This window comes from Flavobacterium sp., from assembly GCF_049240005.1.
Classification (GTDB): Bacteria; Bacteroidota; Bacteroidia; order Flavobacteriales; family Flavobacteriaceae; genus Flavobacterium.
In genome coordinates, this window is record NZ_JBMLTK010000093.1 from 1 (window position 1) to 26,516 (window position 26,516).

Below are 26,516 nucleotides of genomic sequence, written 5' to 3' on the forward strand. Positions count from 1 at the left end.
CCGCGGCCCGGATGGCAGTGGAAAGCTTTGCAATAAAAAGCGCCGCGAAAACCCAAACGGCAAAGCGACAACGAGAGCTCTTGCCGTTTGGTGCTTTGAGCAGCGGTTTGTTTGCAAACTTGAAACGTACAGCCGGTTTGCCGCCCAAATAAAACAGCTTTCAACTTACCGTACAAAAACATCCACGAAATCAGGAAGAATTGGTGTGCCAGTGGGAACAATAATTGACGTAAATTTGGAAATGAATGCGCTGAAAATGTCTTTAAAAATATGAAATATCTGTTGGTTTGTTGTATGGCTTTGAGCCTGCTTGTTTCGCCCGAAACTTCCAAAGAAAAGAAGCTTTTGGGTGTGTGGAAGTTTGAGAATGTTGCCCAAACGGAGCATGTTTCAGGCAATATTTTCAGAAATGTAACCTCCGGATTGAAAGATGAAATCCTTATTACGTTTCAGCCGGATCATACGGGAATCATTAAAGATGTAGATCTAAAAACGAAAGCTAGTTTCACTTGGGAGCTAAAGTCTGGACATTTAGCCATTATTGTTGAAATTCAAAATTCAATTTTACAGTCGTTAAATGGCACGTTTCGAATGCAATTTGCTGGAAAAAAAGAACTAAAGTTAGTAGCTCCTGATGGGAAGGTTGTTACTTTAAGCCGACCAAGGTCGTAACACGATGCTGCCTTTGCGCTCATGTTTCCGTACCTTCGCGGCATGATTTTTCAAATCAAAGCATACCTGCAATTTTTACTTCGATCAAAGAATCGGCATGGCGTGCATTCGCCTTTTGTGTATCAGTTTGTTGAAAATTGTTTTAACGATCGCGCGCCGTACGAAGCATACCAAACCTTCGCCGATGCCAACCGCCAATTAGCTGCCAATAAACAACTTATTTGTGTTACCGACCACGGTGCAAAGTCGAAAACGATGCATCCGAAACAGCGACGTGTGTGCGATATGGCCGCCGTTGCTGGAATTACGCCTTACCGTCAGCAACTGTTGTACCGATTGGCGCGCTATTTTAACATCGAAAATGCCCTGGAAATCGGAACCTCTGTCGGAAAAGCTACGGTAGCTTTAGCAGCAGCAAATGTGCGTGTTCAAACCATCGAAGGTTGTGCGAATACCCAAGCCGTAGCGAAAGATTTACTTGCCGATTATTCGGATCGAATTCAGTTTACAAACGGCACATTCGAGGCGATTCTTCCCACGATAAACGACCACAAATTCGATTTGATTTTCTTCGACGGCAATCACCAATACGAACCCACAATTTCGTATTTCAACACGCTGTTGCCAACCGCACATGCTAAATCGGTTTGGATTTTCGACGATATTTACTACAGCGCCAACATGCAACGCGCTTGGGAAGTTATTCGTAATGATGCTCGAGTAACACTTTCTATAGATACGTTCCGTTGGGGGATGGTGTTTTTTGAGCCTCGACCGCACAAAGAACATTTTGTGATTCGCCCGCCGTTCTTTTTTGATCGAACCCAGTGGGGATTTTAAAAAGCAGGCACCCATTTCTAAAAAACAATACCTTTACCAAAGTCGAAGGTTAAACGCAGCGAGTTAAAATGTTTTCGTTGTAACAACTGCGCTATTTTTGCTACTTACCTTAAAAAGAAGTTTTGAAAGAATTAATTAAACTCAAGTCGATTAAACGCGATTTTGCGCTGGGCGCAGAAACGATACGTGTTTTAAAAGGAATCGATTTAACGATAAATCAGGGTGAATACGTGGCGCTTATGGGTCCATCGGGCTCCGGGAAATCGACCTTAATGAACTTATTGGGTTGTCTTGATACGCCCACATCGGGTTCGTACATTTTGAACGGACAAGACGTAAGCAAAATGCGCGACGATGATTTGGCCGAAATTCGCAACAAAGAAATTGGTTTCGTATTTCAAACCTTTAACTTGTTGCCGCGAACCACAGCTTTAGATAACGTGGCGCTTCCGATGATTTACGCCGGCTACGGAAAGGCCGAACGCAGCACTCGTGCCAAAGAAGTTTTGGAACAGGTAAATCTTGGCGATCGGATGGATCACCAACCCAATCAGCTTTCGGGCGGTCAGCGGCAACGTGTCGCAATTGCACGAGCGCTGGTAAACAAGCCGTCGATTATCTTAGCCGATGAACCAACGGGAAATTTAGATTCGAAAACGAGCGTCGAAATCATGAAGCTTTTCGACGAAATTCACCAAAACGGCAATACCGTTATTTTGGTAACGCATGAAGAAGACATTGCCGCTTACGCACACCGCGTAATTCGTTTGCGCGATGGAATTATTGAATCGGATAACAAGAATTCTTAAAATGAAAGTATATACAAAAACCGGCGACGGAGGAACCACGGCACTTTTTGGCGGAACTCGCGTTCCAAAAGACCACATTCGAATTGATAGCTACGGAACGGTCGATGAATTGAATTCGTACATTGGTTTGATTCGCGATCAAGCTATTTCAGACATTCACAAACAAACACTTATCGAAATTCAGGATCGTTTATTTACGGTGGGTGCTATTTTAGCTACGCCGCAAGAGAAAGAGTTTTTGAAAAACGGTGAGCGACGATTACAGAATTTAGGATTGCAACAAACCGACATCGATTTTCTGGAAAAGGAGATCGATCGTATGGAAGACAGCTTGGAGCCTATGACGCATTTTGTGTTGCCGGGCGGGCATCAAACGGTGTCATTTTGTCATATAGCGCGTTGCGTTTGTCGCAGAGCCGAACGTTTGGCAGTACATTTAGGACATGAAGAGCCTATTGAACCGATGGCGATTATGTATTTAAATCGTTTATCTGACTATCTGTTTGTTTTGGCACGGATGTTGACCAAGGAGCTAAACGCGGTTGAAGTGAAGTGGATACCGAGAAAGTAATTGATTTTTTCTTAAAATTATTTCGATAATCCCGCGTAAACACTATGTTCTTATCAAATTGAAATTAAAGTGTTTTTTACTTTGAAATTTTAGTAAAAAATATATTTTTGCATAAACCTAATTAGACAACAAAATGTACTGGACGTTAGAACTTGCTTCCTATTTGAGCGATGCTCCATGGCCGGCAACAAAAGACGAGTTGATTGACTATGCGATTCGTGCCGGAGCTCCGCTAGAGGTCGTAGAAAATCTTCAATCAATCGAAGATGAAGGTGAAATCTACGAATCAATGGAGGAAATTTGGCCTGACTATCCGACCGACGAAGATTATCTTTGGAACGAGGATGAGTATTAGAAGAAATCACTCAAAAGCATAAAAGTCTCTCAAGTAGAGGCTTTTTTTTTGCATAAATTTGCACACAATTTTTCAGCAACTAAAGAATCAAAGATATGAGTCTTATCAGTAGTATTCTAAAGGTGTTTGTTGGCGATAAATCTCAAAAAGATATCAAAGCCATACAGCCTTACATCACTAAAATAAAAACATTCGAACCGGCTTTACAAGCTTTATCGAACGACGAACTGCGCGCTAAAACAGCCGCTTTCAAAGAAATAATTAAAGAAGGTAGAAAAGCGCAAGACGAGAAAATTGCCAAACTACTCCAAGAAATTGAAGTTACTTCGGATATCGATCAGAAAGAATCACTTTACTTGGAAATCGATCGTCTCGAAAAAGAGGCATACGATGCTACCGAAAAAGTATTGCTCAATATCCTACCGGAAGCATTCGCTGTTGTAAAGGAAACGGCGCGTCGATTCAAAGAAAATACCTCGATTGAAGTTACTGCTACCGCAAAAGATCGCGAGTTAGCAGCCGTAAAACCATACATTACACTTGAAGGCGATAAAGCTATTTATGCCAATTCGTGGAATGCCGCTGGGAAGCAAATCACCTGGGACATGATTCACTACGACGTGCAGCTCATTGGTGGTGTGGCCTTGCATCAAGGTAATGTTGCCGAAATGCAAACCGGTGAAGGTAAAACGCTTGTTGCAACTTTGCCGCTTTACCTAAACGCACTTCCGGGTAAAGGCGTACACTTAGTAACCGTAAACGACTACCTTGCTAAACGTGATAGCTCGTGGAAAGCTCCTTTATTTGAATTCCACGGATTAACTGTAGATTGTATCGATAACCACCAACCGAATTCAGATGGTCGTCGAAAAGCTTATGAAGCGGATATCACTTACGGAACCAACAACGAATTTGGTTTCGATTACCTGCGCGACAACATGGCGCACACGCCAGCCGAACTCGTGCAACGCAAACACAACTACGCGATTGTCGATGAGGTCGACTCGGTTTTGATTGACGACGCACGTACACCTTTGATTATTTCAGGTCCGGTGCCGCAAGGCGATCGTCACGAATTCAACGAGCTTAAACCAAAAGTAGAGCAACTCGTTAATTTACAACGACAAATTTCAAACGGTTTCTTGGCCGAAGCGAAGAAGCTCATCAAAGAAGGAAACACCAAAGACGGTGGTTTCAACTTACTTCGCGCACACCGTGCCATGCCTAAAAATAAAGCATTGATTAAGTTTTTGAGTGAAGACGGCGTAAAACAGCTTCTTCAAAAAACCGAAAACCAATACATGCAAGACAACAATCGCGAGATGCCCAAAGTAGATGAAGCTTTGTATTTTGTGATTGAAGAGAAAAATAATTCGGTAGAACTCACCGAAGGCGGTATCAAAGCTCTTTCTGGCGACACCGATTCGGATTTCTTTGTACTTCCAGACATGGGAACGGAAATCGCGAAAATCGAACAGGCAAAATTGCCTAAAGAAGCCGAAATCGAAGCTAAAGAACAGCTTTTCAATGAATTTGCTCAGAAAAGTGAGCGTATTCACACTTTAACACAGTTGTTGAAAGCCTACACTTTGTTTGAAAAAGATGTAGAATACGTGATCATCGACAATAAAATTTTGATTGTAGATGAGCAAACCGGTCGTATCATGGACGGTCGTCGTTACAGCGATGGTTTACACCAAGCGATCGAAGCTAAAGAAAACGTAAAAATCGAAGCAGCTACGCAAACTTTTGCAACCATTACTTTGCAAAACTACTTCCGTATGTACAGCAAATTGGCGGGTATGACGGGTACTGCCGTTACCGAAGCGGGCGAGCTTTTCGAAATCTATAAACTAGATGTGGTGGAAATTCCAACCAACCGTCCGATTGCACGTGTCGATCACGAAGATTTGATTTACCGCTCGGTACGCGAGAAATTCAATGCTGTTATCGAAGATGTTACCAAGCTTTCAGAGGCAGGTCGTCCGGTACTTATTGGTACCACTTCCGTAGAAATTTCCGAATTGCTTTCGCGAATGTTAAAGATGCGTGGTGTGAATCACAACGTTTTGAACGCGAAAATGCACAAGCAAGAAGCGCAAATTGTAGAAGAAGCGGGTAAACCTGGCGTAGTAACTATTGCAACGAACATGGCGGGTCGTGGTACCGACATTAAGCTAACTCCAGAAGTTAAAGCCGCTGGTGGTTTGGCGATTATTGGTACCGAACGTCACGATTCTAGACGTGTCGACCGTCAATTACGAGGTCGTGCAGGTCGTCAAGGAGATGTCGGAAGTTCGCAATTTTACGTTTCGCTTGAAGATAATTTGATGCGTTTGTTTGGTTCGGATCGTGTGGCAAAAATCATGGATCGTATGGGCTTGAAAGAAGGCGAAGTAATTCAGCATTCGATGATGACCAAATCGATTGAACGCGCGCAGAAAAAAGTAGAAGAGAACAACTTTGGTGTACGTAAACGTTTGTTGGAATACGACGATGTAATGAACGCACAACGCGAAGTGGTATACAAACGCCGCCGTCATGCTTTAGAAGGTGAGCGTTTGAAAGTAGATATCGCCAATATGATTTACGATACCTGCGAATTGTTGGTAGATCAAGCGAAAGCAGCAGGCGATTTCAAGAATTTCGAATTCGAATTGTTCCGTTATTTCTCGATTGAGTCGCCCGTAATTGAAGCCGATTTCAACAAACAATCGGCAAACGATTTAACGAATACCGTTTATAAGTCGGTTTTAGATTTTTACGAAACAAAAACAGCAAACAGCGCCGAGCAAGCATTTCCGATTATTGCAGGCGTTTTCGAAAACGAAGGAAACAAATTCGAGCGCATTGTGGTTCCGTTTACCGATGGTGTGAAAACGCTAAACGTAGTAACCGATTTGAAGAAAGCCTACGAATCGCGCGGCAAGCAACTGATTACGGATTTCGAAAAGAACATCACTTTAGCTATTGTTGATGAAGCTTGGAAAAAGCACTTGCGCAAAATGGACGAGCTGAAACAATCGGTGCAATTGGCCGTTCACGAACAAAAAGATCCGTTGTTGATTTACAAATTTGAAGCGTTTAAGTTGTTTAGCAATATGTTGAATGGCGTGAATCGCGACGTGATATCGTTCTTGTTTAAAGGCGACTTACCGCAGCAAAATGCACCACAAATTCAGGAAGCACGAGAAGTAAAGCAGAAGGAAAATTACCAAACTTCGAAAGACGAAATTCCGAATAGCGATCAGGCAGCAGCTCAGAATCGCGAAGCAGCGCAAACCCAACCCAAACAAGTAACTGAAACGATAGTTCGGGAAACGCCGAAAATCAATCGTAATGATACGGTTACCATTAAACACGTTTTGAGTGGGAAAACCGAAACGATGAAGTACAAAAAAGCCGAGTCGCTACTGCAATCCGGTGAATGGGTTTTAGCATAGTTAAAAGAAATCTGCTGTAAAAAGCAGATTTTTTTTGGGCGCCCGGGCACGCTTTCGCCTTTACTCCTCGGCGAGTTCCGCTGCGCTACACCGCCTGTGGGGTATCGGCTCAATCGTTGGCGCGGCAATCGTTGGCGTAGCAATCGTTTACTACTTTCTCAATCGCTACGGCTGAACCATTTGTGCACTGAGATAGACTTGTTGATTCAAATGTGCGAGAAAAATCAGTAAGATGGTTTTCTTAGGGAATTAATAACTCATGTGATAGTTCTACTTTTTCAGAATACTTGTGTAATTGGCCAGTAGTTTGATCGTGTAAAATTCTTTTTATCGATTCACTTTTTAACTTCTTTTCAGGAATTGTACGTTCCATCTATAAGTAAGTTTTTTTAAATAGTTATTCTCCAATTAAAAACACCACTTTACAAAGTGATAAAAATTTAAATTTTATTCATAAAAAATTGAAAATCATAACAATAAGAAATATCTAAATGAATTTTAATTTATTTATATATTTGATTTTAACTTCTTTAATTTCAATTTAGGATTTTAGCGAAGTTGTTTTAAATTGCTGTGTTTTTTAGAAAGTAGAACCCTAACAAAAGGTCAATAGCAGTTGTAAAAAAAGTGTTATTGAATTTCAAATAATAATTTTAGATAGTTAGATATGAAAAAGAGTTTCTTGATTGCGTTTTTATTATTACAAGTCTGGGCATTCGGACAAACTAAGAATGAGGTATTATTTAAAATTCAGTACAAACCGCAAGCTACCTACAGCAATACGATACAGCTTACTTCTCAAAATATTTTTACTTACGGAGGGTCGGAAGAAATTTTAGCTGACTTAAAGGAAAGTGGTATGGAGAATCCCATGACGTTAGATCAAAATTCGACAATAAAAACTGTTTTCCGCACAGGGAAGATCAAAGGCGGAAAAGAATTTCCCATTCAAATTGAAGTTACCGACGTTTCGGAAAGTGACGGAGGTAAAAGCGTATTGCCAAAAGGGCTTGTGTTTTACGGAAATTGTGCAGAAAGTGGACTTCCAAAACTCGATTCTTTGTCAGGAATTAGTTATGACGAAAGTACAAAGAAAGCGCTCTTAGATGTGACTCGTGACCTGTTCTTACAAATTGATATTCCGGAAAAACGAATTAAAGTTGGTGATACATTTTCGCAGTCTATGCCGATTTCGATACCTGGTGGACCAGCAGAAGCGATAATGGATGTTGTTGCAGATTATAAGTTAATTAGTATCACAAATAATTTTGCAAATTTTGATATTCAGATTACCTATAAAATTAACTCGGGAGCGATAGACTCGATACAAGCTGTAGGAAAAGGAACTGGTAAAATGACTTACGATACTAAGAATTTCTACATTACCAAACATGAATCGAACACTGAGATCAGTCTGGATATTAAAGATAAGGAAATTGATTTTAGCATTAAATCCAAACAGAGTATGGTTCAAACATCAACATTGACCAATTAAGCTGTGGTATTCCAGTAACGAATTACTTGTTGAATAATATATTTTCTCGCAAACTACTCGACTGTCAGAAATAAAATATTCAGAAAATCTAAGCGAATAGTTTTTAGTCTTCAATGCACCTGGGTTCGTAGACCATACAGGTACATATCTTACGTCGCTTCTTTATTTACTGCTGACCACATAGGCACATAGTTTACGGTATTTCTTGATTTACGGGTGACCACATAGGCACATAGGTTACCACGTTTCTTGATTTACGGTTGACACATAGGCACATATCTTACGTCGCTTCTCTATTTACTGCTGACCACATAGGCACATAGGTTACCGCGTTTCTTAATTTTCTGTTGATCACATAGGCACATATTTTACATTGCTTCTTGATTTACAGTTGACCACATAGTCAGATAGATTACATAATGAGGCTACGCAACTGACTCCCGTATTAGCGCAACAACCACTAAAGCCTCGACTTTTAACTACAAAGATTTAGTAGCATGAAATCGTAGTTTAACGAACCATCTTTAAATCTTTCAATCTTTAAATCTTTCAATCTTTTAATCTTTCAATCTCGAAATCTCGAAATCTCGAAATCTTTAAATCTCACAATCTCTAAACCCTAAACCACAAACCCATCCGGTAGAATCGCACCTTTTTTAACCACAATAATGCCTTCCTTTACGGCAAATAAGGGCGTATTTTGGTTTGGTAAATGCGGACCGCCGTTCAAAACAACGCCATTTCCGATGCGGCAGTTTTTATCGATGATTGTGTTGTTCAAAACACAGTTCGTACCGATGCCGATGTTGATGATTTGCTTTTCAACGTTTTGTCGGATTTCTTCCAGATTTTGATAATAATCGTTACCCATCAGGTACGAATTGGAAATAGAAGTACCGTAACCAATCCGACTCCGAATGCCGACAACCGAATGCTTGATCGCAGCACCATTAATGATACAACCTTCTGCCACCACAGACCTATCGATAGTAGTTGCGCCAGTAATTTTCGAAGGCGGAAGTACACGAGCACGGGTGTAAATTTTCTGTGAATTATCGAATAAATTAAACTGCGGAATATCGTCTGTTAATCCCAAATTTGCTTCGAAAAACGATTCGATGTTTCCAATATCGGTCCAATAACCTTCGTATTGATAGCTCAAAACTCTGTGTTTACCGATAGATTGCGGAATGATTTCCTTGCCAAAATCTTTCGTGTTCGGATTCGACATTAAATCGATAAGTAACTGTCTGTTAAAGATATAAATACCCATAGACGCCAAGTAGTGCTTGCCCGCAGCAGCCGATTCAGCGCTAACATCCGACGTCCACTCCGGTAACAACGATGCGTCTGGCTTTTCAATAAACGAAGTAATCCAACTTTGGGCATCGGTTTTTAGAATTCCGAATTCGGGTGCTTCTTTAGACGTAACAGGTAAGGTAGCAATCGAAATCTCGGCGCCGCTTTCGTGATGTGCTTTAATCATTTGGTTGAAATCCATTTGATAGAGCTGATCTCCTGAAAGAATTAGTGCATAATCGAATTGGTGATTTAAAAAGTGGTTCATGCACTGGCGCACCGCATCGGCAGTTCCTTGAAACCAGGTCGGATTGTCGGGCGTTTGTTCTGCGGCCAAAATATCCACAAAAGCAGTACTAAAATGGCTGAAATGATAGGTGTTTTTGATATGCTGGTTTAACGATGCCGAGTTAAACTGCGTTAAAACGAACATACGTTTGATATCCGAATTGATGCAGTTGGAAATCGGAATATCAACCAAACGATATTTTCCGGCAATCGGAACTGCTGGCTTCGAACGTGTTTCGGTTAAAGGATATAATCGAGAACCTTGTCCGCCACCTAAAATTATAGCTAAAGTACTTGTATTCATGAAAATGTATTTTGTTTTGAGGTTTGTCTAGATTAAGCTTGTTCCGGTTTAAAATTTGCTTGCACGGAACGATAAAAATCGAAAGTTTGTTTTGCGATAGCGCGCCAACTAAAGTGATCGATTACGCGTTTTCGACCCGCTTTTCCCATCGCAATTGCTTTGGATTCGTCGCGCAGTAGCTCATTCACCTTTTCTGCAAAAGCACGTTGAAAAGCCGCCGGATCCTTGGGATAAAAATCCGACTTTGAAACCGGCTCCAACGGAATTAAAAAGCCCGTTTCTCCTTCGGTCAATATTTCGGGAATTCCTCCAACCGCGCTAGCTACAACGGGAGTTTCGCACGAAAGTGCTTCCAAATTAATTATGCCAAACGGCTCGTATAAAGACGGACACGCAAAAACGCGCGCCTTGCTGTACAAAACACGAACCTGCTCGCGCGGTAGCATTTCTGAAATAAGAATAACACCTGGCCGTGCTTGCTGCAACTCGGCAATCAACTGCTCGGTTTCTTGCGCTATTTCTGGCGTATCGGGAGCGCCGGCACAAAGCACTATTTGGCAATTCGCATCAAAATGATGAGCTGCAGCTATGAGTTGAGAAATACCTTTCTGACGAGTAATGCGCCCTACAAAAAGTACAAACGGAATGTTGGGATTGATGCCATAGCGCTCCAGCAACGAATCGTCGGAGGTAGGTGCATAAAAATCGGGATCAATACCGTTGTGAATTACCGTGACTTTATCGGGATTTACCTGATATGAATCAACAACATCGCGTTTCATTTGCTGGCTAACGGCAATAATCCCATCGGCTGTCTGGTAGGCATGTTGCTCAATCCAACGTGAAAGAAAATAGCCGTTTCCGAGTTGCTCGACTTTCCAGGGTCGTTGCGATTCCAAACTGTGAGTTGTAAGAATCAACGGCACTTGTAATAATTGTCTGGAAAAAACGCCGGCTAAATGAGTGTACCATGTATGACAGTGTATGACGTCTGCCGTTGGTGTAGCGGCGGAGATATCAATGTTTCGAATTAAATGTTGAAATAACTTCGCTTGAAAAGCAGCTGATTGTAGTATTTCGTTATTGGCTTCGATGCCCTGTACATGCAGTTGTTCGCTACTTTCGTTCTGATCTCCAAAACAACGAACTTCTACTTCTGCGTGAGCTAATAATTCCTGACAGAGAAAATCGACGTGTACGCCAGCGCCACCGTAAATGTGTGGTGGAAATTCATTCGTAAAAAGCGCTACTTTCATGCAAAAAGTTGAGTTAATTTCAATTCCCTAAAATTGCAAATAAATTTAGATATTACAGATATTTCAACCTATATATTAACTCAACATTCAAAATTAAACGCAATTTTTAGCGAATTCGACAAGCATTTGAATTTTTGTTACTAAAGGTCGCTACTAACGACTCATTGAAAAATCAACAAAACGAAAAATATTTTATAGACTCACCAAAATAAAAGACGCTAAAACATTACCAAAGGAAACACTCACTTTTACTGTTTTGTTAATTCAATGTTATTGGGCACAACAAAATCGCTAATAATAGGCTCGCCAACATCGTAAAATCTTATCCCTTTTTCCTTTACAAGATTGAATGAAATTTTCGCTGGACAAGTTGGGCAAACATCAAGTAATCTAATACTTAAGTCACCATAAAGAAAAGAGCTTCCCGAGTGGATCTCATGAAAGGTAGCGCCAAAAATATTACCGCTGAATACGTGACCTATAAAAGCACTTGGCCACTTCAAGCCTACAGGCGCGTCGCTGTCAGATTTGTAAATTACAGTAGGATTACCGCTAGACAGGTCAATCATTTTGTAATGTCCCCTCAAGCAATAACTGCCATCGTTAAGATCTGGCTCTGGATCCTCCCATATAATTAATTGAAAAATCTGATTTCCATTTTGATAGTTCCACGTTCCTACAAACGGCGCATTGACGGGGTCATTGGTTTGGGAATAAACGGTTAGTGAACAAACAAAACCTAGTATTAGTAAAAAAAATATATTCGACTTCATAAGATTAGGATTAAGGACAAACTTGTGTTCGGTCGATTTCGTTATTATTAGTTAAATTCAGCTTTTTAAAGTTAGAAAATGTCGCATCGGTCTCAAATAGGTTTACTCCAGCATCGGCATCGCGCAAAAATTTTAAAAACTGTGTCAAAACATTTTCGTTATCTGTATCGGTTTCTTGAATTAGTCTCGACGGGTTTTCGGTTTTCCAATAACGCTTGTATAAGTAATCAAAATTCTTTTCTGATTCTACAATTTTTGGCCATTGATCAGCCGGTATATCTGTACCGTCATCATTGAAAGTTCGCGAATACAACAAATTTACCAATTTCTCTGGGTCGGAAATAGTTATCGCTAAATAGGTTCCTTTTTTAGTTGCCAAATACGCAACAAAATTATTTACCGAAATTCGACCTTGCCTTAGCATTCGTGCAATTCCAGCTAAATCAGCAAGCGAAAAAACCGAATATGTATTGTCGTCAGGGTGGTTATGCGCCAAGAACATCAACTTTCCTGCTGGTACTGTAATATTAATCCCATAAGCATTTGGCAAACCCGCAATATCAACAGGAGTTGGATTATCTTTCATAAGTAAAACGCCTTGTTCATAATTGAGGTTTAAACTTGCAGGGCTTGCAATGTTCAAAAGTTTTTGCTTGAACGCCGGATTTATGGAGTTTACTTTTTTTACTAAATTACAGTCGCGCGTAAAATCATTAATCAAGGGAAGCGTTTGAATCGGGTTGTTTTCGTCATTAATCACATTAGTTGCATCCGTCGGGTTGTTGTCTGAGGGAGTATTGCCGCCACCACCAGTGCTACCGCTCGACGATGGCGGACTAGTGTTTCCGGAACTGCCGCCTCCAGAACTTCCGCCTCCAACACTTCCAGGCGGAGCAGGTGTGCCACCGCCACTGTTGCCGCCTACCTCGTTATCTGCAATTCCTATTGTTTGAACTGTCCATGTGCAATCTATGCTAAAATAATCAACATTTACCCAACCAATACGGCCATCAGGCAGTTCAAATTCTTGGTAATCGCTATATAAATAGTTATTGACGCAGTTTACACTTATGAATGTTGTGAATCTTTGCTGTGCCTCATTCAAGTATGAGATCTCGGTTTTACCATCCATTCCATCTACAGGCAGCCCATTCAAAAGGTTGTTTTTATCATCATCCGATAAATCGTATCTAAGCAAAAAGGTTGCATACTCGCCGTTATCCAACTTTTTAAGCACTAAATTTTCTGTCTTGGAGCTGTTTTCAGCTTCCGATCGTATAACTTTAAATGTTAAAGAGTGTTTTTCGTCTGTTCCGATAAACAAAAAATCATCTGTATCTATGCTAAAACCAAATCCAGTATTAATGGCGTTTCTTTGTTGGTACTCATTTTGTAAAAGCATCTGGTTTAATTCAGGAAATTTCCCTACGGTTGTCTTAGCTTTGGGAAATAGCGAAAGTGATGAAAAATCCATACGTCGGATCATAAACTGTGCCTCATCTTCTCTAATAATATCATTATCAACGGAACAAGAGAATTGTAAAATGATGGCAAATAAACAGATAAAGCGGATAATTTTAGCCATAAAATAAAGATTGAAAATATGTTTGCAGAGCAGTGTATTTATTTAAATAATTTAATCACTTTAATAAAGTATAATATTCATTATAAATAGTTGAATATGATATGCTAAAATAGCAAATAATTATCGTACCTAACATTTTTATTAATTAATTTAATATTTTAAAAATAAAACATCTACTATGAGATCTCTCATTGCCTTTTTACTAGTATTTTCTGGGTTCTTATTGAACGCAAACGCACAAAGCTGGAAGCAACTCAACACCGAACCGTACGCAGGTAAACAAGACGATATTTGCTTCATCAATGAAAATACCGGCTGGTATGTAAACGGATTTGGAAAGGTTTTTCACACCAGTAACGGCGGCGAAACCTGGACCAAACAATGGGAACAAAAAGGCAGCTTTTTTAGAACCGTTGCTTTTATCAACGATCAGGTGGGTTTTGTCGGAACTGTGGGTACCGAGTATTTTCCAAACGTAACCGACACCATTCCACTCTATCGAACACGCGACGGAGGTACATCTTGGGAAGCTGTATCCTACAAAGTTCCGTATGTGAAAGGATTATGCGCCATCGATGTGGTTAAAGAGCAATACATCAACCACGGAAACATCGACTACAAATACCATCTTTTTGCTGTGGGCCGTGTCGGAAGCCCTGCAAACCTGCTCGTTTCGCACGACGGTGGGGAAACTTGGCAATCGAAATCGCTTCAAAACGATTGTAAAATGCTGTTCGATATTAAAATGTTGAATAAAAACCTTGGATTTGCCTGTGCCGCCAGCAGCGACGATATTTCGCAATCCCATGCCGTAATCCTCAAAACAACCGATGGCGGCAATTCATGGAAAAAAGTATACCAATCGGCACGACCGTTCGAAACTACCTGGAAAGTAACTTTTCCGACGCCGCAAGTGGGTTACATAACGATACAATCGTATAATCCCGATCCAAACGTCAAGCAACAACGTATCGCCAAAACAACCGACGGCGGCGAAACGTGGTCGGAAATCAATCTCATTGAAGATGCCGGTGCGCGCGAATTTGGAATTGGATTTATCGATGCCAATCACGGTTTTGTTGGCAGCATGAACAGCGGTTTCGAAACCAAAGACGGTGGAAAAACCTGGACGAAAATCGATCTAGGTCGCGCCTGTAACAAAATTCGCATCTACCGCAACAGCGCCAACAAAGTGTACGGCTATGCTATTGGCGTGAATGTTTTTAAATGGACGGAAGAATAATTGGTCGTAAACCGAATTTTGCTAGCCGAATGCTCCTCTGCGAAAGCATATTAAACTGTGAACAACTGCATGATAAATATTCTCAATTCTGCTAGTCAGTTTTTTATCTTTGCCGCTTCTAACTCAAATTAGCTTATGAAGCGAAACACACAACAACTCCAAGACCTATGCATTCAGGTTCGTCGCGACATCCTGCGCATGGTACACGCGGTAAATTCTGGGCATCCCGGCGGATCACTCGGCTGTACCGAATTTTTCGTAGCTCTGTACCAAAACATCATGGATCGCAAAGAAACATTCGATATGAATGGCGTATGCGAAGACATTTTTTTCTTATCAAACGGACACATTTCGCCGGTGTTCTACAGCGTTTTAGCGCGTTCAGGATACTTTCCCGTTTCCGAATTAGCCACGTTCCGACACATTAACTCTCGTTTGCAAGGACATCCAACTACACACGAAAAACTTCCGGGTGTGCGAATTGCTTCGGGTTCGTTAGGACAAGGTTTATCGGTAGCCATTGGTGCTGCACAAGCGAAGAAATTAAACGGCGACAGCAAATTGGTGTACTCGCTGCACGGCGATGGCGAATTGCAGGAAGGTCAGAATTGGGAAGCAATCATGTATGCTTCGGCTAAACACGTAGACAACTTAATTGCTACGATCGATTTAAACGGAAAGCAAATCGACGGATCGACCGACGAAGTATTGGCTATGGGAAGCTTGCGCGCTAAGTTCGAAGCCTTCGATTGGACGGTAATCGACATTAAAGAGGGTAACAACCTCGACGCAATTATTTCCGGCATGAACGAAGCCAAATCGCTTACCGGAAAAGGAAAACCCGTTTGTGTGTTATTGCATACCGAAATGGGTCACGGCGTTGATTACATGATGCACACGCACGCATGGCACGGAAAAGCGCCAAACGATGCGCAATTAGAAGCCGCTTTGGCACAAAACACCACTACTCAAGAAACCGATTACTAGCATGAAAAAATATACAAACACGGGAAGTAAAGACACGCGCTCAGGATTTGGCGCCGGTTTAACGGAACTTGGACTTAAAAACCCGAATGTGGTTGCGCTCTGTGCCGACTTAATCGGTTCGTTGAAAATGGACGATTTTAAAAAGAATCATCCCGACCGATTTTTTCAAGTGGGTATTGCCGAAGCGAATATGATTGGAATTGCGGCCGGTTTAACCATTGGCGGTAAAATTCCGTTTACGGGAACTTTTGCTAACTTTTCTACCGGACGCGTGTACGATCAAATTCGTCAGTCGGTGGCCTATTCGGATAAGAATGTGAAAATATGTGCGTCGCACGCCGGTTTAACGTTGGGCGAAGACGGCGCTACACACCAGATTTTAGAAGATATTGGTTTGATGAAAATGCTTCCGGGCATGACTGTTATTAATACCTGCGATTACAACCAAACCAAAGCGGCTACTTTGGCCATTGCCGACCACCACGGACCGGTTTATTTGCGTTTCGGGCGCCCAGTGGTTCCGAATTTTATGCCTGCTGATGAGCCGTTTGTGATTGGAAAAGCCGTGCATTTGCAAGAAGGAACCGACGTTACGATTGTAGCTACCGGGCATTTGGTTTGGGAAGCGCTTTTAGCCGCTGAAGCCCTCGAAGCTGAAGGAATTTCGGCAGATGTGTTGAACATCCACACAATTAAGCCGTTAGACGAGGAGGCCATCTTGCAATCGGTTGCAAAAACAGGCTGTATAGTCACTGCCGAAGAGCACAACTTTTTAGGTGGTTTGGGCGAAAGCGTTTCGCGCGTTTTGGCACTGAATAACCCACGTCCGCAAGAGTTTGTAGCGGTAAACGACAGCTTTGGCGAAAGTGGCACACCCGAACAATTGATGGAAAAGTACGGTTTAAACGCCGAATCGATTGTGGCAAAAGCCAAAAAAGTTATCGCAAGAAAATAAGTTTAAGTTGCATTTTTAGGGCAGCATTTCGCGCCTTGCTCTTCATCCCGATAGCTATCGGGAACAAAAAGTCACACATACTTACGTCGTTTTTGGGCTTCCGTTGGTCGCCACAAAAAAGCTAGAGGCTGTTGCGGCTTTTTCTTTGCGCGCTTTCCGTTGCAGTCGCGGCTGCGGGCAATCGTTACCAAAAGATCGTTCATGATTCGAGCGGTCTTTTTGATGAGTTATTCTATCAACGTTGATTTTTAAGCGATTTTTCGTTGAACTGTGGTTGCGGTTAGGGCGGGAGTAGCCCTGATAGCAGCGAAAAGCCCACAGGTTTGGCAAGCTGTGCGCACGGTATTTTGGTGGCGACCAACGGAAGCCGCACACCATACCTGTGCAAACCCTTGCCAAACCGCGGACTTGCAGCGAATAGCAGGAATAGCTTTATAAAAATACAACCGTAGTTCGATTAAAAATATTTGTTAGAATGCTTTAAATGAACAAATTATGAAATAAAGAGTAATAGAAATGAACAGTTTCTATGCTAAAAAGATAAACGGTTGCCTACTTTGTTAGATTTTTTTGCGATACTACAGTATCCCAGAACAAATCTGCCTTGATTTATCTGTTTTCTAACTTCAATTTTTAAATCGAACTGAGGTTTACAATTACTGACTTTTCAATTTTTGCAAGATTTCGTGTTTGCGACGCCGTGAAATTTCGAAGGTTTTCCCGGAATTGAGTTCCAAAAAGCACGGATCGCCCTTACTGTAACTTTTGATATACAGACAATTAACCAGTTGCGAGTGGCTAATTCGCATGAAATAATTTTTAGAAAGCATTTCTTCCATTTCTTTCAAACTTCGCGCCGTGGTGTAGGTTGCGCCCGAGCTGGTATTGATGCTGCAATAACGCCCGGCGGCCGCAATAAACTCCATCTCATTTTCGGGAATAAATACCACAGTATCGTTATGGTGGATGGCAATTTTTTTGGAGCTGCTTTCGTTTTCTAGATTTTTAAACAGATTTTCGAACTGCTGTCTGCTGGTTTCGCGCGATTGAATTAGATTTTGCGCTCGCAACAATGCTTCGGACAATTCCTGACGATCGACCGGTTTCAACAGATAATCCAAAGCACTGCTTTTTATGGCTTGGATGGCGTATTCTTGGTAGCTGGTCACAAAAATTACATCAAAAGGCAACTGATTTTCGAACTTTTTTAGTAGCGAGAAGCCGTTTCCTTTAGGCATTTGAATGTCTAAAAACAACAAATCGATTTCTGTTTCCGACAGTTCATTAAATGCCTGTTCGATATCGGCAGCAGTGCCAACTATTTCAACGGCATCGGAAACCGAAACTAATAACTTTCCGAGCAACTCTCTGCCACTTCTCTCATCATCAACGATATAACAACGCAACTTACTCATCAGGAATCAAGTGTTAATTCAACGGGAATACTAATTTGCACTAACGTACCATTAATTTGACCGTTCTCACTAAGGTCGGTAACTTCAATAGAAATGGCTTTTGTTTCGTACAATCGTTGCACCATTTCGAGTCGTGCAGAGGAGATAGACATGCCTAAAGACTGGTGATTATTACTGCGTTTTAGCTGCTGTGATGCCTCGCGACCCACGCCGTTATCACTGATTTTTATAAGCAGCATCTCGGTAGTTGTGAGAAATTCTACAGTGATACGGCCTTTCGTTTGCTTTGGCTTGGCCATAATTCCATGCCAAATTGCATTTTCGATGTACGGTTGGATAAGCATCGGTGGAATTAATGTTTGGAAGATGTCGACATTTTTATCGATAATAACCTCATATTCAAAGGCTTGTTCAAACCGAAGTTGTTCTAAACTTACGTACAATTTGAGTGTTTCCAGCTCATCGGAAATGGGTAGCAAGCGCGATTGATTGTTTTGCAAAACCTTGCGAATCAGCTTACTGAATTGCGTTAGGTAATCGTATGCCAAATCCGATTCGTTGTTGAGCACGTAATTTTGAATGGCGTTAATGGCATTAAAAATAAAATGTGGATTCATTTGCGCCTGAATCGCAGCTAGTTTGCTTTCTGCAATAAGTTTGTGAAGCTGTGTTTTTTCGCGTTCTTTCTGCTTGTATCGGTTCAACAAAAAGCGAAATAACAGCGTGATTGCTACCAAACCGAGAACAATAAAAAAGATTATGAAACCGAGCTGCTGCCAAAAAGGCTTTGCTATTTCAAAGTCGATTACTAGTGCACGGCTCGCTTGGTTTCGCGAAGTTGCAGGAACCCATACTTTGAATTGATATTTGCCTGGTTTTAAATTATCTAACGAGACATAGTCGGTTGAAGACAAGCGGTTTTTAGATTGGGTTCCAGATAGTTGATAGCGCAAATATCGGTTTGAATTTTGATAATCGACAACATCGAATTTAAAATACAAAGTACTGATGCCATAGGGAACTTCTTTTTGCAAAGAGTTTAAATTTTGCCTTTTACCGTCGATGAGCAACTCGGAAAAGTAGAGTAGGGGTTTCGTTTTTTCGGTTTTAAAAATCTCTGGAGTGAAACTACACAAACCTTCGGAAGTTGCGGCATAGTAAAGTCCGTGATTGAATGCCGTGCTATAAATTTCGTTGCTGATAAATCCTTGTTCTTTGGTGATTTTTTCGACACGAGGTAAGAGTTTATCTGGATCAAACCTGTAAATACCTGCATGAGTCGAAAGCCACAGAAAATTGTCGGGATGCTGTTTTATATCGGAAATGTACAGCGCATCTTCGAGGCCGTTGCACACATATTTTTGTATGGAATTGTTTTGAAATTTGTAGAGGCCGCTTCCTTTTGTTGCAATCCAGAATCGATTTTTAGAATCGGAGTACACGCAGGTAACTGGATCGGGCATTTTAGCGATTTGCTTAGTTTTGCCCGTTTTACTGTCTAATATGCACAACAAATCAGACGATGCCAATAACCATTTGTTTCCTTCAAGGTGGCAGCCGCTTCTAATCTTAAACGGAAATGTTGCTACGGTGTCGAGCGCTGTGCCTTTTATTTTACCAAGGAATCGGATGTTTAAGAAGTATAACTGTTTATCGACCAAATGTAAACTAAGTGCATTTTGATTGGAACCTGAATTGGTTTGAAGCAGTTTGATCTTTGAGAATTTAGAATCGGTTACAGCAATGTATTGGTGACTTGCGATATACCATTTATCGTTATGGCGGACGATATCTCGGAACATTTCAGAAAAGGATCCGGGAATAGTGTAGGAAATTTGCCTGTAGTTGTTTAGTTCAACAATCGATTTTGGATTATTTGCCGTAAACATGCGGTTACCAACCGTTTTTAAAATCTCATAAGTTTGCGAATTTTCGGGACTACCAGACAGCCATTTAAAATTTGCATTTCGGCACCGAAACACACCTTTTTCTAAAGTAGTACACCAAACTTCCTGATTTTCGTCAACTAGAATGCCCGACACCGATAAGTCTGTCAGAGCGCACGTAGGCATCGAATTGAGATCGGAATTTTTGTAAAGAAACAGTCCTTTTTTTCGCATTCCAATCCAAAAATTATTTTGCTTATCGATAGAAATCGACAAGATTCGCTGCGGAAATTTCTTGATCAGTGATACGGACTTTCCCGTGAGAACAACCAGATACGTGTCGATGGCAAAATAAGTGTTGTTGCCTTTTTGGGTAACGACAGGACGGGAGCTGATTAATTCGTTGCTGCTTTTAGTGAGATCGATTGTTTGAATTAGTTTGTTGTTCTTATCAACTATGCCAACGGTACGGGAGTTTTTTGAAGCGGGATTGTGAGCAAAAGACGACTTGAGTGTTATGGTTTCGTTGGTTTTTTGGAAAGCGACAAAGTTGTAAGAAGTATAATTTGAAAAGGATGAAACTTTGTAGGTCTGAAGGTCGACTTCAAAAGTGCTCTTATTGGTATTGATTACTAGTATTTTGCCTTTATTTGTAACATCTAAACTGTAGGGTGTTTCGAAAGAACTTGTTTTAGCTTTTATGAAATCACTGAAAGGAGCTTTATGGATTTTTCCGTTTTTATGGAAATAAATTGTGCGGTTGGCACCGTAAATCCACAGGCGGTTTTGGGTGTCTTCGGCAAGTGCGTACGAGGCCTTATCTTCTAGACCGTTTTGTCGATTAAAAACTTTGATTTTTGAACCGTTAAACACACTTAAACCTTGTTCGCTGCTCCACCACAAAAATCCTTTTGAGTCTTTTACAATATTGTAACACTCTTTAGATGGAAGATCGAAATTTGTGGATATAGCCTCAAAATGAAGTGTTTGAGCGAAAGAGACACCCGTTATTAAAAACCAAAACCAATTAAAAATGATTCGCATGTACTTGAGACCTTACTGGCAAATGTACCGGATTCAGTTGTAGCTTTTACGGCGCGTGCGTGGTTGTGAAAAAAATGTAATATGTGGTACGATTGCGGGTAGGTATTGAAGCTACTTTTGGGTAATTATATTCTCTAACTTTTATCCTATGCGGAACAAGTACTTTTTTACGAAATTGAGTTTTTATGCGGTGTTGCTGCTTTTATCAATACACATGAAAACTGTTGCGCAAGTAACGGAAGTCAATCAAATTGAAATCGATACAGTTGCCGCAGAGTTGCCTTTAGAGCATGCGACACAAAATGTGCTCCTCAACCAATCGACTAGCAGTTGTATTTCGCCTCAATACATTGAAGTTTACATTCGGCACAGCGATAAGTTAGGTTTTCGTTGGAATGCAGTTACACCAACGCCTTCTTTAGGATATGAATACGACATTTCGCAATCCAATACGCCACCCACGAGCAACTTGGAAACTAATGAAACATTTTCTACGGAAGTTTCGTACGGTTCATTAGAGGCAAACACTACGTATTATTTTTGGGTTCGTTCGATTTGCGATGGCCAATTTGGGCCGTGGATTAGTAGTGGTCCGGTAAGTACTTTGCCTTATAAATGTGTAAATGCGCCCTCAGGAGAAGTAAATTCGGACAGTATTGAAATTTCTTGCGGAACTGGATTTCAGCAAATTACAAATTTCCCGATTGGTCCTAGTTTTTATGCGAAAATTACAATCCTTCCAAATAAAACGTATGCTTTTAAAAGTAGTATTCCTACCGATTACATCACTGTTGCTCAGTTTAATGGAATAGACATGAGTATTTACGCACACGGACAAGGGACGGTTTACTGGAATTCATATAATACCAGTGGTTCGCTTGTTCGATTTTATGTACACTCCAGCGCAAATTGCGGAGTAGATAATAGCGAGATTAGATACCGATATGTGAGCTGTCAGGATGAGATAAGCAGCTGCGCGCCACCTTCCGGATTAAGTGTAGGTTCCGTAACGCCGACTTCGGCTGTATTGGATTGGGATGCATCAAGCGTTACGCCTATTGGAGGCTACGACATTTATTTGAGTACCAGCGCAGAAACACCGCTGTTAACTGCTACTCCTACTGCAAGTACGAGTAGTTTGGTTACGACCTATCCGCTTTTGAATTTACAAGGCAATACCACTTATTATGCGTGGATTCGGTCGAATTGTATTGTGTACTTAGGTGATTGGACTCCATCGATTTCTTTCACAACGCCTTCTACTCCAACGTGCCCAGTGCCTTTTGGTCTGCAAGCTTCAAATGTCACTTCAAATTCAGCGAGTATTTCCTGGACAGCACCTCAAAGTGCCATTTTGGAAAGCTACGTGTATTATGTGAGTACCGCTCCAACCCCGCCAACCGACAATACCGTGCCAACAGGAAGTACATTTACTAATATTGTCGATTTAAATTCGCTTTCGCCACAAACAACATACTATTTTTGGGTACAGAGCATCTGCGACTCGTTAACTAGTGTTTGGAGTTCGGGAAGTAGTTTTACAACAACTGCAACAACTTTTTGTACCAATGCTGTAAACGGACAAATACCCGCAAATACAATAAGTCCGAGCTGTACGGGAAGTCCGCAGACCCTTGCCGCGGTAACCTTTACCGGATCTTATTCGGTACTTAATTTATCGGCCAATACTACTTACATTTTAGCGAGTTCTGTAGCAACAGATTATTGGACAATAACAACCAATGATGGATCGCAAGTTTTGGGAGAAGGTACAACCCCAATGGAAATTGTTGTTGGAGCTACCGGTGGAATAGTGCGTTCTTACTTGCACACGAACAGTACTTGTGGCGTATCATTAGCTTCGCGAAGTACCACAATTAGTTGCCCGGCACCGGTTAGTCCGTGTCAAACTCCAAGCGCACTTGCGCCAACAAATGTGACATTTAATTCGGCGACACTAAATTGGAGTAATAGCGCGACTCCAAGTAACGGATATCAAATTTATTACAGTACCAGTTCGGTACCGCCAACCTCCAATACAGTGCCGCAGGAAACGGCCACGGGATTAACGAAAACCATCACCAATCTTTCGGCGAGCACTACCTACTACTATTGGATACGTGCGAATTGCGGAGCGAACTTTAGCAATTGGACATCGACAAGTAGTTTTACCACAGCAGCCGACACCACGTGCCCAACGCCATTTAATTTGCAAGTGAGCGAGTTAGGTCCGATTAGCGCAACGCTAAACTGGCAGATACAAAATGATGCGGGTTATACATTCGATGTATTGGTGCGTTTGAACAACGTTGCACCGACCATTAATACCATACCTAGTTTTAACATAAACTCGAATTCGGCTTTTTATGCTGGTAATAATATTGAGCCAAATAAAACATATTATTGGTGGGTTCGAACGAACTGTGGAGCGACGAAATCGCCATGGGTAGCCGGAGGCAGTTTTACAACGCCGATTCCAACGAATTGTTCACAGGCATTTTATTTTCAATATCCGCAGGAAACGATAGTACCCACTTGTAACAATACGAGTCAGATTGTAGAAGAGTTTGCTATTACGGGAGATTTTTCGGTTTTGACTGCTTCGGCCAACCGTCAGTACACTTTTTCGACTACGATTGCAACAGATTTCATAACCATTTCCAATGCAAATAATACAGCTGTATTAGCTTCAGGAACAACTCCATTAGTTTGGTTGTCTGGGAATTACTCCGGAAATATCCGATACGTTGTGCATGAAAATTCACTTTGTGCAACCGACACATCGTTCCGTACTAAGTCGGTTAGCTGTACTACGAATTTGAGTGTTGAAGCTGTTGATTACGAAGTTTTCAAATTATTCCCAAATCCGACGACCGATTTAGTTACGATTATGTCGGACAAGACCATTGAAAATATCAAAATTTATAACCAAATCGGACAGTTGCTTGCGGTTTTTCAACCGAACAATTCCGAAACTGTTTTCTCCACGAGTTCGTATTCCGCTGGTATTTATTTTGTGGAAGTTAAAACAGAAAACGGCACCCTAACCTCTCGTTTACTAAAAAAGTAGTTTTTTATTCTTTATTTCTGAGAAAGATCGCTTTGGGAGCGGTCTTTTTCGTTTTTATGAAAAGAACAAGTTGCTGAAAAAGTACGTTGATACATTATTATGGAAGTGAATTCTCGGGACTAATCCGAGTTTGAAAACGTTTACGCGTGTTGTTTGTGAACAATCGTTTGATGGTAACGATTGTGAAATAGCCCTGATAGCAGCGAAAAGCCCACAGGTTTGGCGAGTTGTGCGCACGGTATTTTGTTGGCGACCAACGGAAGCCAAACAAAAAAGCTGTGCAAACCCTTGCCAAACCGCGGACTTGCAGCGAATAGCAGGAATAGCTTCTAGAAGAAATTACTCCAAAAATTTGCTCTCCTTAACTTTAATTTTGATTGAGGAAATTGATAAAAAAACCGACTCGAAAGTCGGCTTTTGAGGTATTTTTAGTGCTTTTCGAGTGCACAGCCTTCGTCTACGTAATCTTGCAGATATTGAAAACGCTGCGTTAATGAACCTTTAGAAGTAATTTGCGCGCGCGCCAAGATCTCTTCGGCATCGTTGTTAAAAAAGGCTGGGATGATGTTTTCGATGAACATTTCGCCAAAACCTTCGGTGGCGTCTTTGGGCAATTCACAGGGCAAATTATCGATAGACATGACTGTTATGGCACCCGGATGTCTGTAATCGACTTCTTCGCCAGTGTAAGGCAAGTATCCAAAAAACGGATCGGCAATGGTGCTGGCTTTTATTGTACAAGCAATCGGGCCGTCGACATCGCAAGACACATCGGCAACTACTTTGATCTTATTTGTAGGAGCGTTGAGCAGCTCTCGGCTGAGAATTTCCGGATTTTGTGTTGCATGAAAATGTCCGGCCATGTACATGTCTGAAACTTTAGAAAAGCGCTCAAAATCAGAGGTGTACATTTTTGGGTTTTGGTAAAAATCGGCTTTAGTAGCGTCTTTACCGTCAGTTCTTTTGTAGTAATCGGTTACGTCTAATTGTACGTAAACGGGTTTGTCGTACTGTTTGGTAAGGAAATCGGCAACGCTAATTTTCTTAATCTTAGCCATTTGCAAGACTTCTTCGATTCCGTTTGCCACTTTTCCGTGTCCGGTGAGTACAATTTTAATGTTTGGCAAAACCAATCGCTTCACGCGTTCTTCTAGAGCTTGTTTGCAGGAAAGCGACTCGGCTTTTGGCAGTTCGAATAATTCGTATTTCAATCCAAAAGCGCGTAAACCATTGTACGCACCTACAATTCCGGCGTAGCGACCAAAGCCGATTAAGCGTTTATTTTCGGCATTTACCAGCGTTTCGTGGTCGTATAAATCGATGTCTTTCTGTAGAACAGCTTGCAGTAATTTGCGGTTGTGCGCTTGCTTTTTGATGGTATGAGAAAAGAAAAAGTACTTTTTGTTCGGCAGAAGGTTGTCGACAGGGATTTCCTTCACACCAAAGAGCACATCGCAGTCGGATAAATCGGTTGTTACTTCGAAGCCGGCGTTGCGGTATTCTTCGTCGGTAAAAACACGAATATCGGAAGATTCTACAGCAAATTCGAGTTCGGGATAGCGTTCTCGAAGCTGGATGAGCGCCGCAGGACTAAAGACTGCACGTCTGTCTGGCGGCGATTTTCGTTCTTTAATAATTCCGAATTTCATAGCAGTATTCAAAATTCATTACAGTTGTGTTGTTGTTGCTTAAAGTACTTTGCTGTATTTTTAAAAAATTAACGAAATCGTTGTAGTTTATAAAATACTAACTAAAGCCATTTAATATGTTACAAATATAACATCGTTATTTCATAACACAAGCAATGGTAAAAATATTTCAACCAGCATTGGTTCATAAATTAACACGAGTAGCTGTGAATAGTGCGGTTCGACTGCTATATTTGCTCTCATACTCCCCTGTACTATGAGGTATTTAATATTGTTGATGCTAGTTTTAGTGACTAGTTGTGTTGGAGACGCGCGTGATCGTTTGAGTAATTCGGATCATGAGCAACCTTTTCAGGTGGCATTCAGAACTTTATCGAGACAATACAAACAAGAGAAAGCTGCAGCAGTTGATCAGTTTTTTAAGAAATATTGGTTATCTAATCAAGTGAGTGGTGCTTTTTTAGTAGCGAAGAACGGTCAGATAATTTACGAAGCATATAAAGGTTGTGGAAGTTTTGAGCGTCGGGATTCGATAAAAGCCGAGACACCTATACATATTGCTTCGGTTTCTAAAGTG

The 26,516-nt window shown here is 41.2% G+C and carries 18 protein-coding genes and 1 pseudogene; 12 read left to right on the forward strand and 7 right to left on the reverse strand.

Features of this window, described 5'->3' with window-relative positions:
• Nucleotides 1-270: 270 nt before the first annotated feature.
• From ACOVQQ_RS09510 to ACOVQQ_RS09540, 7 genes are all read left to right on the forward strand, one after another.
• The gene (locus ACOVQQ_RS09510) at nucleotides 271-672 is read left to right on the forward strand and encodes a hypothetical protein (protein WP_421817993.1); all 402 of its coding nucleotides are present in this window, start codon (nucleotides 271-273) and stop codon (nucleotides 670-672) included.
• Between the two features lie 42 nt (nucleotides 673-714).
• The gene (locus ACOVQQ_RS09515) at nucleotides 715-1,512 is read left to right on the forward strand and encodes an O-methyltransferase (RefSeq protein WP_421817994.1); all 798 of its coding nucleotides are present in this window, start codon (nucleotides 715-717) and stop codon (nucleotides 1,510-1,512) included.
• 122 nt (nucleotides 1,513-1,634) lie between these two features.
• The gene (locus ACOVQQ_RS09520) at nucleotides 1,635-2,321 is read left to right on the forward strand and encodes an ABC transporter ATP-binding protein (protein ID WP_421817995.1); all 687 of its coding nucleotides are present in this window, start codon (nucleotides 1,635-1,637) and stop codon (nucleotides 2,319-2,321) included.
• A gap of 1 nt (nucleotide 2,322) precedes the next feature.
• On the forward strand, nucleotides 2,323-2,892 hold the full coding sequence (locus tag ACOVQQ_RS09525) for a cob(I)yrinic acid a,c-diamide adenosyltransferase (protein ID WP_421817996.1): 570 nt from the start codon (nucleotides 2,323-2,325) through the stop codon (nucleotides 2,890-2,892).
• 133 nt (nucleotides 2,893-3,025) lie between these two features.
• Nucleotides 3,026-3,247, forward strand: coding sequence for a DUF2795 domain-containing protein (locus ACOVQQ_RS09530; RefSeq protein WP_022828503.1), 222 nt, complete (start codon nucleotides 3,026-3,028; stop codon nucleotides 3,245-3,247).
• A gap of 95 nt (nucleotides 3,248-3,342) precedes the next feature.
• On the forward strand, nucleotides 3,343-6,690 hold the full coding sequence (gene secA, locus ACOVQQ_RS09535) for a preprotein translocase subunit SecA (RefSeq protein ID WP_421817997.1): 3,348 nt from the start codon (nucleotides 3,343-3,345) through the stop codon (nucleotides 6,688-6,690).
• A gap of 667 nt (nucleotides 6,691-7,357) precedes the next feature.
• The gene (locus tag ACOVQQ_RS09540; RefSeq protein ID WP_421817998.1) at nucleotides 7,358-8,185 is read left to right on the forward strand and encodes a hypothetical protein; all 828 of its coding nucleotides are present in this window, start codon (nucleotides 7,358-7,360) and stop codon (nucleotides 8,183-8,185) included.
• 619 nt (nucleotides 8,186-8,804) lie between these two features.
• On the opposite strand, the gene ACOVQQ_RS09545 is transcribed toward ACOVQQ_RS09540, so the two are convergent.
• From ACOVQQ_RS09545 to ACOVQQ_RS09560, 4 genes are all read right to left on the reverse strand, one after another.
• Nucleotides 8,805-10,076: a glucose-1-phosphate adenylyltransferase gene (locus tag ACOVQQ_RS09545; RefSeq protein WP_421817999.1), complete on the reverse strand. Its 1,272-nt coding sequence runs from the start codon at nucleotides 10,074-10,076 to the stop codon at nucleotides 8,805-8,807.
• A 32-nt stretch (nucleotides 10,077-10,108) separates the two neighbouring features.
• A complete protein-coding gene (gene glgA / locus ACOVQQ_RS09550; protein ID WP_421818000.1) occupies nucleotides 10,109-11,332 on the reverse strand; it encodes a glycogen synthase in 1,224 nt (407 codons plus the stop codon).
• A 248-nt stretch (nucleotides 11,333-11,580) separates the two neighbouring features.
• Nucleotides 11,581-12,105 carry a hypothetical protein gene (locus ACOVQQ_RS09555; protein ID WP_094486857.1) on the reverse strand — a complete coding sequence of 175 codons (525 nt, stop codon included), beginning with the start codon at nucleotides 12,103-12,105 and terminating at the stop codon, nucleotides 11,581-11,583.
• A 10-nt stretch (nucleotides 12,106-12,115) separates the two neighbouring features.
• Nucleotides 12,116-13,690 carry a hypothetical protein gene (locus ACOVQQ_RS09560; RefSeq protein WP_421818001.1) on the reverse strand — a complete coding sequence of 525 codons (1,575 nt, stop codon included), beginning with the start codon at nucleotides 13,688-13,690 and terminating at the stop codon, nucleotides 12,116-12,118.
• A 178-nt stretch (nucleotides 13,691-13,868) separates the two neighbouring features.
• Between ACOVQQ_RS09560 and ACOVQQ_RS09565 the strand changes: the two genes are divergently transcribed.
• From ACOVQQ_RS09565 to ACOVQQ_RS09575, 3 genes are all read left to right on the forward strand, one after another.
• Nucleotides 13,869-14,933: a WD40/YVTN/BNR-like repeat-containing protein gene (locus ACOVQQ_RS09565; protein WP_421818002.1), complete on the forward strand. Its 1,065-nt coding sequence runs from the start codon at nucleotides 13,869-13,871 to the stop codon at nucleotides 14,931-14,933.
• A 135-nt stretch (nucleotides 14,934-15,068) separates the two neighbouring features.
• Nucleotides 15,069-15,920, forward strand: coding sequence for a transketolase (locus ACOVQQ_RS09570; protein WP_421818003.1), 852 nt, complete (start codon nucleotides 15,069-15,071; stop codon nucleotides 15,918-15,920).
• A 1-nt stretch (nucleotide 15,921) separates the two neighbouring features.
• Nucleotides 15,922-16,875, forward strand: a complete 954-nt coding sequence (locus ACOVQQ_RS09575; RefSeq protein WP_421818004.1) for a transketolase family protein — start codon at nucleotides 15,922-15,924, stop codon at nucleotides 16,873-16,875.
• A gap of 656 nt (nucleotides 16,876-17,531) precedes the next feature.
• Here the strand turns inward: ACOVQQ_RS09575 and ACOVQQ_RS09580 are convergent.
• Together ACOVQQ_RS09580 and ACOVQQ_RS09585 are read right to left on the reverse strand one after the other, a co-directional pair.
• Nucleotides 17,532-18,290 (reverse strand): LytR/AlgR family response regulator transcription factor, encoded by a 759-nt coding sequence (locus tag ACOVQQ_RS09580; protein ID WP_421818005.1) that lies wholly within the window; start codon nucleotides 18,288-18,290, stop codon nucleotides 17,532-17,534.
• Nucleotides 18,290-21,220 (reverse strand): histidine kinase, encoded by a 2,931-nt coding sequence (locus ACOVQQ_RS09585; RefSeq protein ID WP_421818006.1) that lies wholly within the window; start codon nucleotides 21,218-21,220, stop codon nucleotides 18,290-18,292. The genes ACOVQQ_RS09580 and ACOVQQ_RS09585 overlap by 1 nt, the downstream gene beginning before the upstream one ends.
• 148 nt (nucleotides 21,221-21,368) lie before the next feature.
• Between ACOVQQ_RS09585 and ACOVQQ_RS09590 the strand changes: the two genes are divergently transcribed.
• A complete protein-coding gene (locus ACOVQQ_RS09590) occupies nucleotides 21,369-24,290 on the forward strand; it encodes a fibronectin type III domain-containing protein (protein WP_421818007.1) in 2,922 nt (973 codons plus the stop codon).
• 428 nt (nucleotides 24,291-24,718) lie between these two features.
• Here the strand turns inward: ACOVQQ_RS09590 and ACOVQQ_RS09595 are convergent, their stop codons facing one another.
• Entirely contained in the window at nucleotides 24,719-25,939 is a 1,221-nt protein-coding gene (locus ACOVQQ_RS09595; protein WP_421818008.1) for an NAD(P)-dependent oxidoreductase, read from the reverse strand.
• A gap of 256 nt (nucleotides 25,940-26,195) precedes the next feature.
• Here ACOVQQ_RS09595 and ACOVQQ_RS09600 point away from each other — a divergent pair.
• Nucleotides 26,196-26,516: pseudogene (locus ACOVQQ_RS09600) on the forward strand (penicillin-binding protein); the annotation flags it as partial.

Excerpts from the sequence above, each read along its gene's own strand:
- ACOVQQ_RS09510 (WP_421817993.1), top strand. The coding sequence starts at position 271 with ATGAAATATCTGTTGGTTTGTTGTATGGCTTTGAGCCTGCTTGTTTCG.
- ACOVQQ_RS09515 (WP_421817994.1), top strand. The coding sequence starts at position 715 with ATGATTTTTCAAATCAAAGCATACCTGCAATTTTTACTTCGATCAAAG.
- ACOVQQ_RS09525 (WP_421817996.1), top strand. The coding sequence starts at position 2,323 with ATGAAAGTATATACAAAAACCGGCGACGGAGGAACCACGGCACTTTTT.
- ACOVQQ_RS09530 (WP_022828503.1), top strand. The coding sequence starts at position 3,026 with ATGTACTGGACGTTAGAACTTGCTTCCTATTTGAGCGATGCTCCATGG.
- secA (WP_421817997.1), top strand. The coding sequence starts at position 3,343 with ATGAGTCTTATCAGTAGTATTCTAAAGGTGTTTGTTGGCGATAAATCT.
- ACOVQQ_RS09540 (WP_421817998.1), top strand. The coding sequence starts at position 7,358 with ATGAAAAAGAGTTTCTTGATTGCGTTTTTATTATTACAAGTCTGGGCA.
- ACOVQQ_RS09545 (WP_421817999.1), bottom strand. The coding sequence starts at position 10,076 with ATGAATACAAGTACTTTAGCTATAATTTTAGGTGGCGGACAAGGTTCT.
- glgA (WP_421818000.1), bottom strand. The coding sequence starts at position 11,332 with ATGAAAGTAGCGCTTTTTACGAATGAATTTCCACCACACATTTACGGT.
- ACOVQQ_RS09555 (WP_094486857.1), bottom strand. The coding sequence starts at position 12,105 with ATGAAGTCGAATATATTTTTTTTACTAATACTAGGTTTTGTTTGTTCA.
- ACOVQQ_RS09560 (WP_421818001.1), bottom strand. The coding sequence starts at position 13,690 with ATGGCTAAAATTATCCGCTTTATCTGTTTATTTGCCATCATTTTACAA.
- ACOVQQ_RS09565 (WP_421818002.1), top strand. The coding sequence starts at position 13,869 with ATGAGATCTCTCATTGCCTTTTTACTAGTATTTTCTGGGTTCTTATTG.
- ACOVQQ_RS09570 (WP_421818003.1), top strand. The coding sequence starts at position 15,069 with ATGAAGCGAAACACACAACAACTCCAAGACCTATGCATTCAGGTTCGT.
- ACOVQQ_RS09575 (WP_421818004.1), top strand. The coding sequence starts at position 15,922 with ATGAAAAAATATACAAACACGGGAAGTAAAGACACGCGCTCAGGATTT.
- ACOVQQ_RS09580 (WP_421818005.1), bottom strand. The coding sequence starts at position 18,290 with ATGAGTAAGTTGCGTTGTTATATCGTTGATGATGAGAGAAGTGGCAGA.
- ACOVQQ_RS09585 (WP_421818006.1), bottom strand. The coding sequence starts at position 21,220 with ATGCGAATCATTTTTAATTGGTTTTGGTTTTTAATAACGGGTGTCTCT.
- ACOVQQ_RS09590 (WP_421818007.1), top strand. The coding sequence starts at position 21,369 with ATGCGGAACAAGTACTTTTTTACGAAATTGAGTTTTTATGCGGTGTTG.
- ACOVQQ_RS09595 (WP_421818008.1), bottom strand. The coding sequence starts at position 25,939 with ATGAAATTCGGAATTATTAAAGAACGAAAATCGCCGCCAGACAGACGT.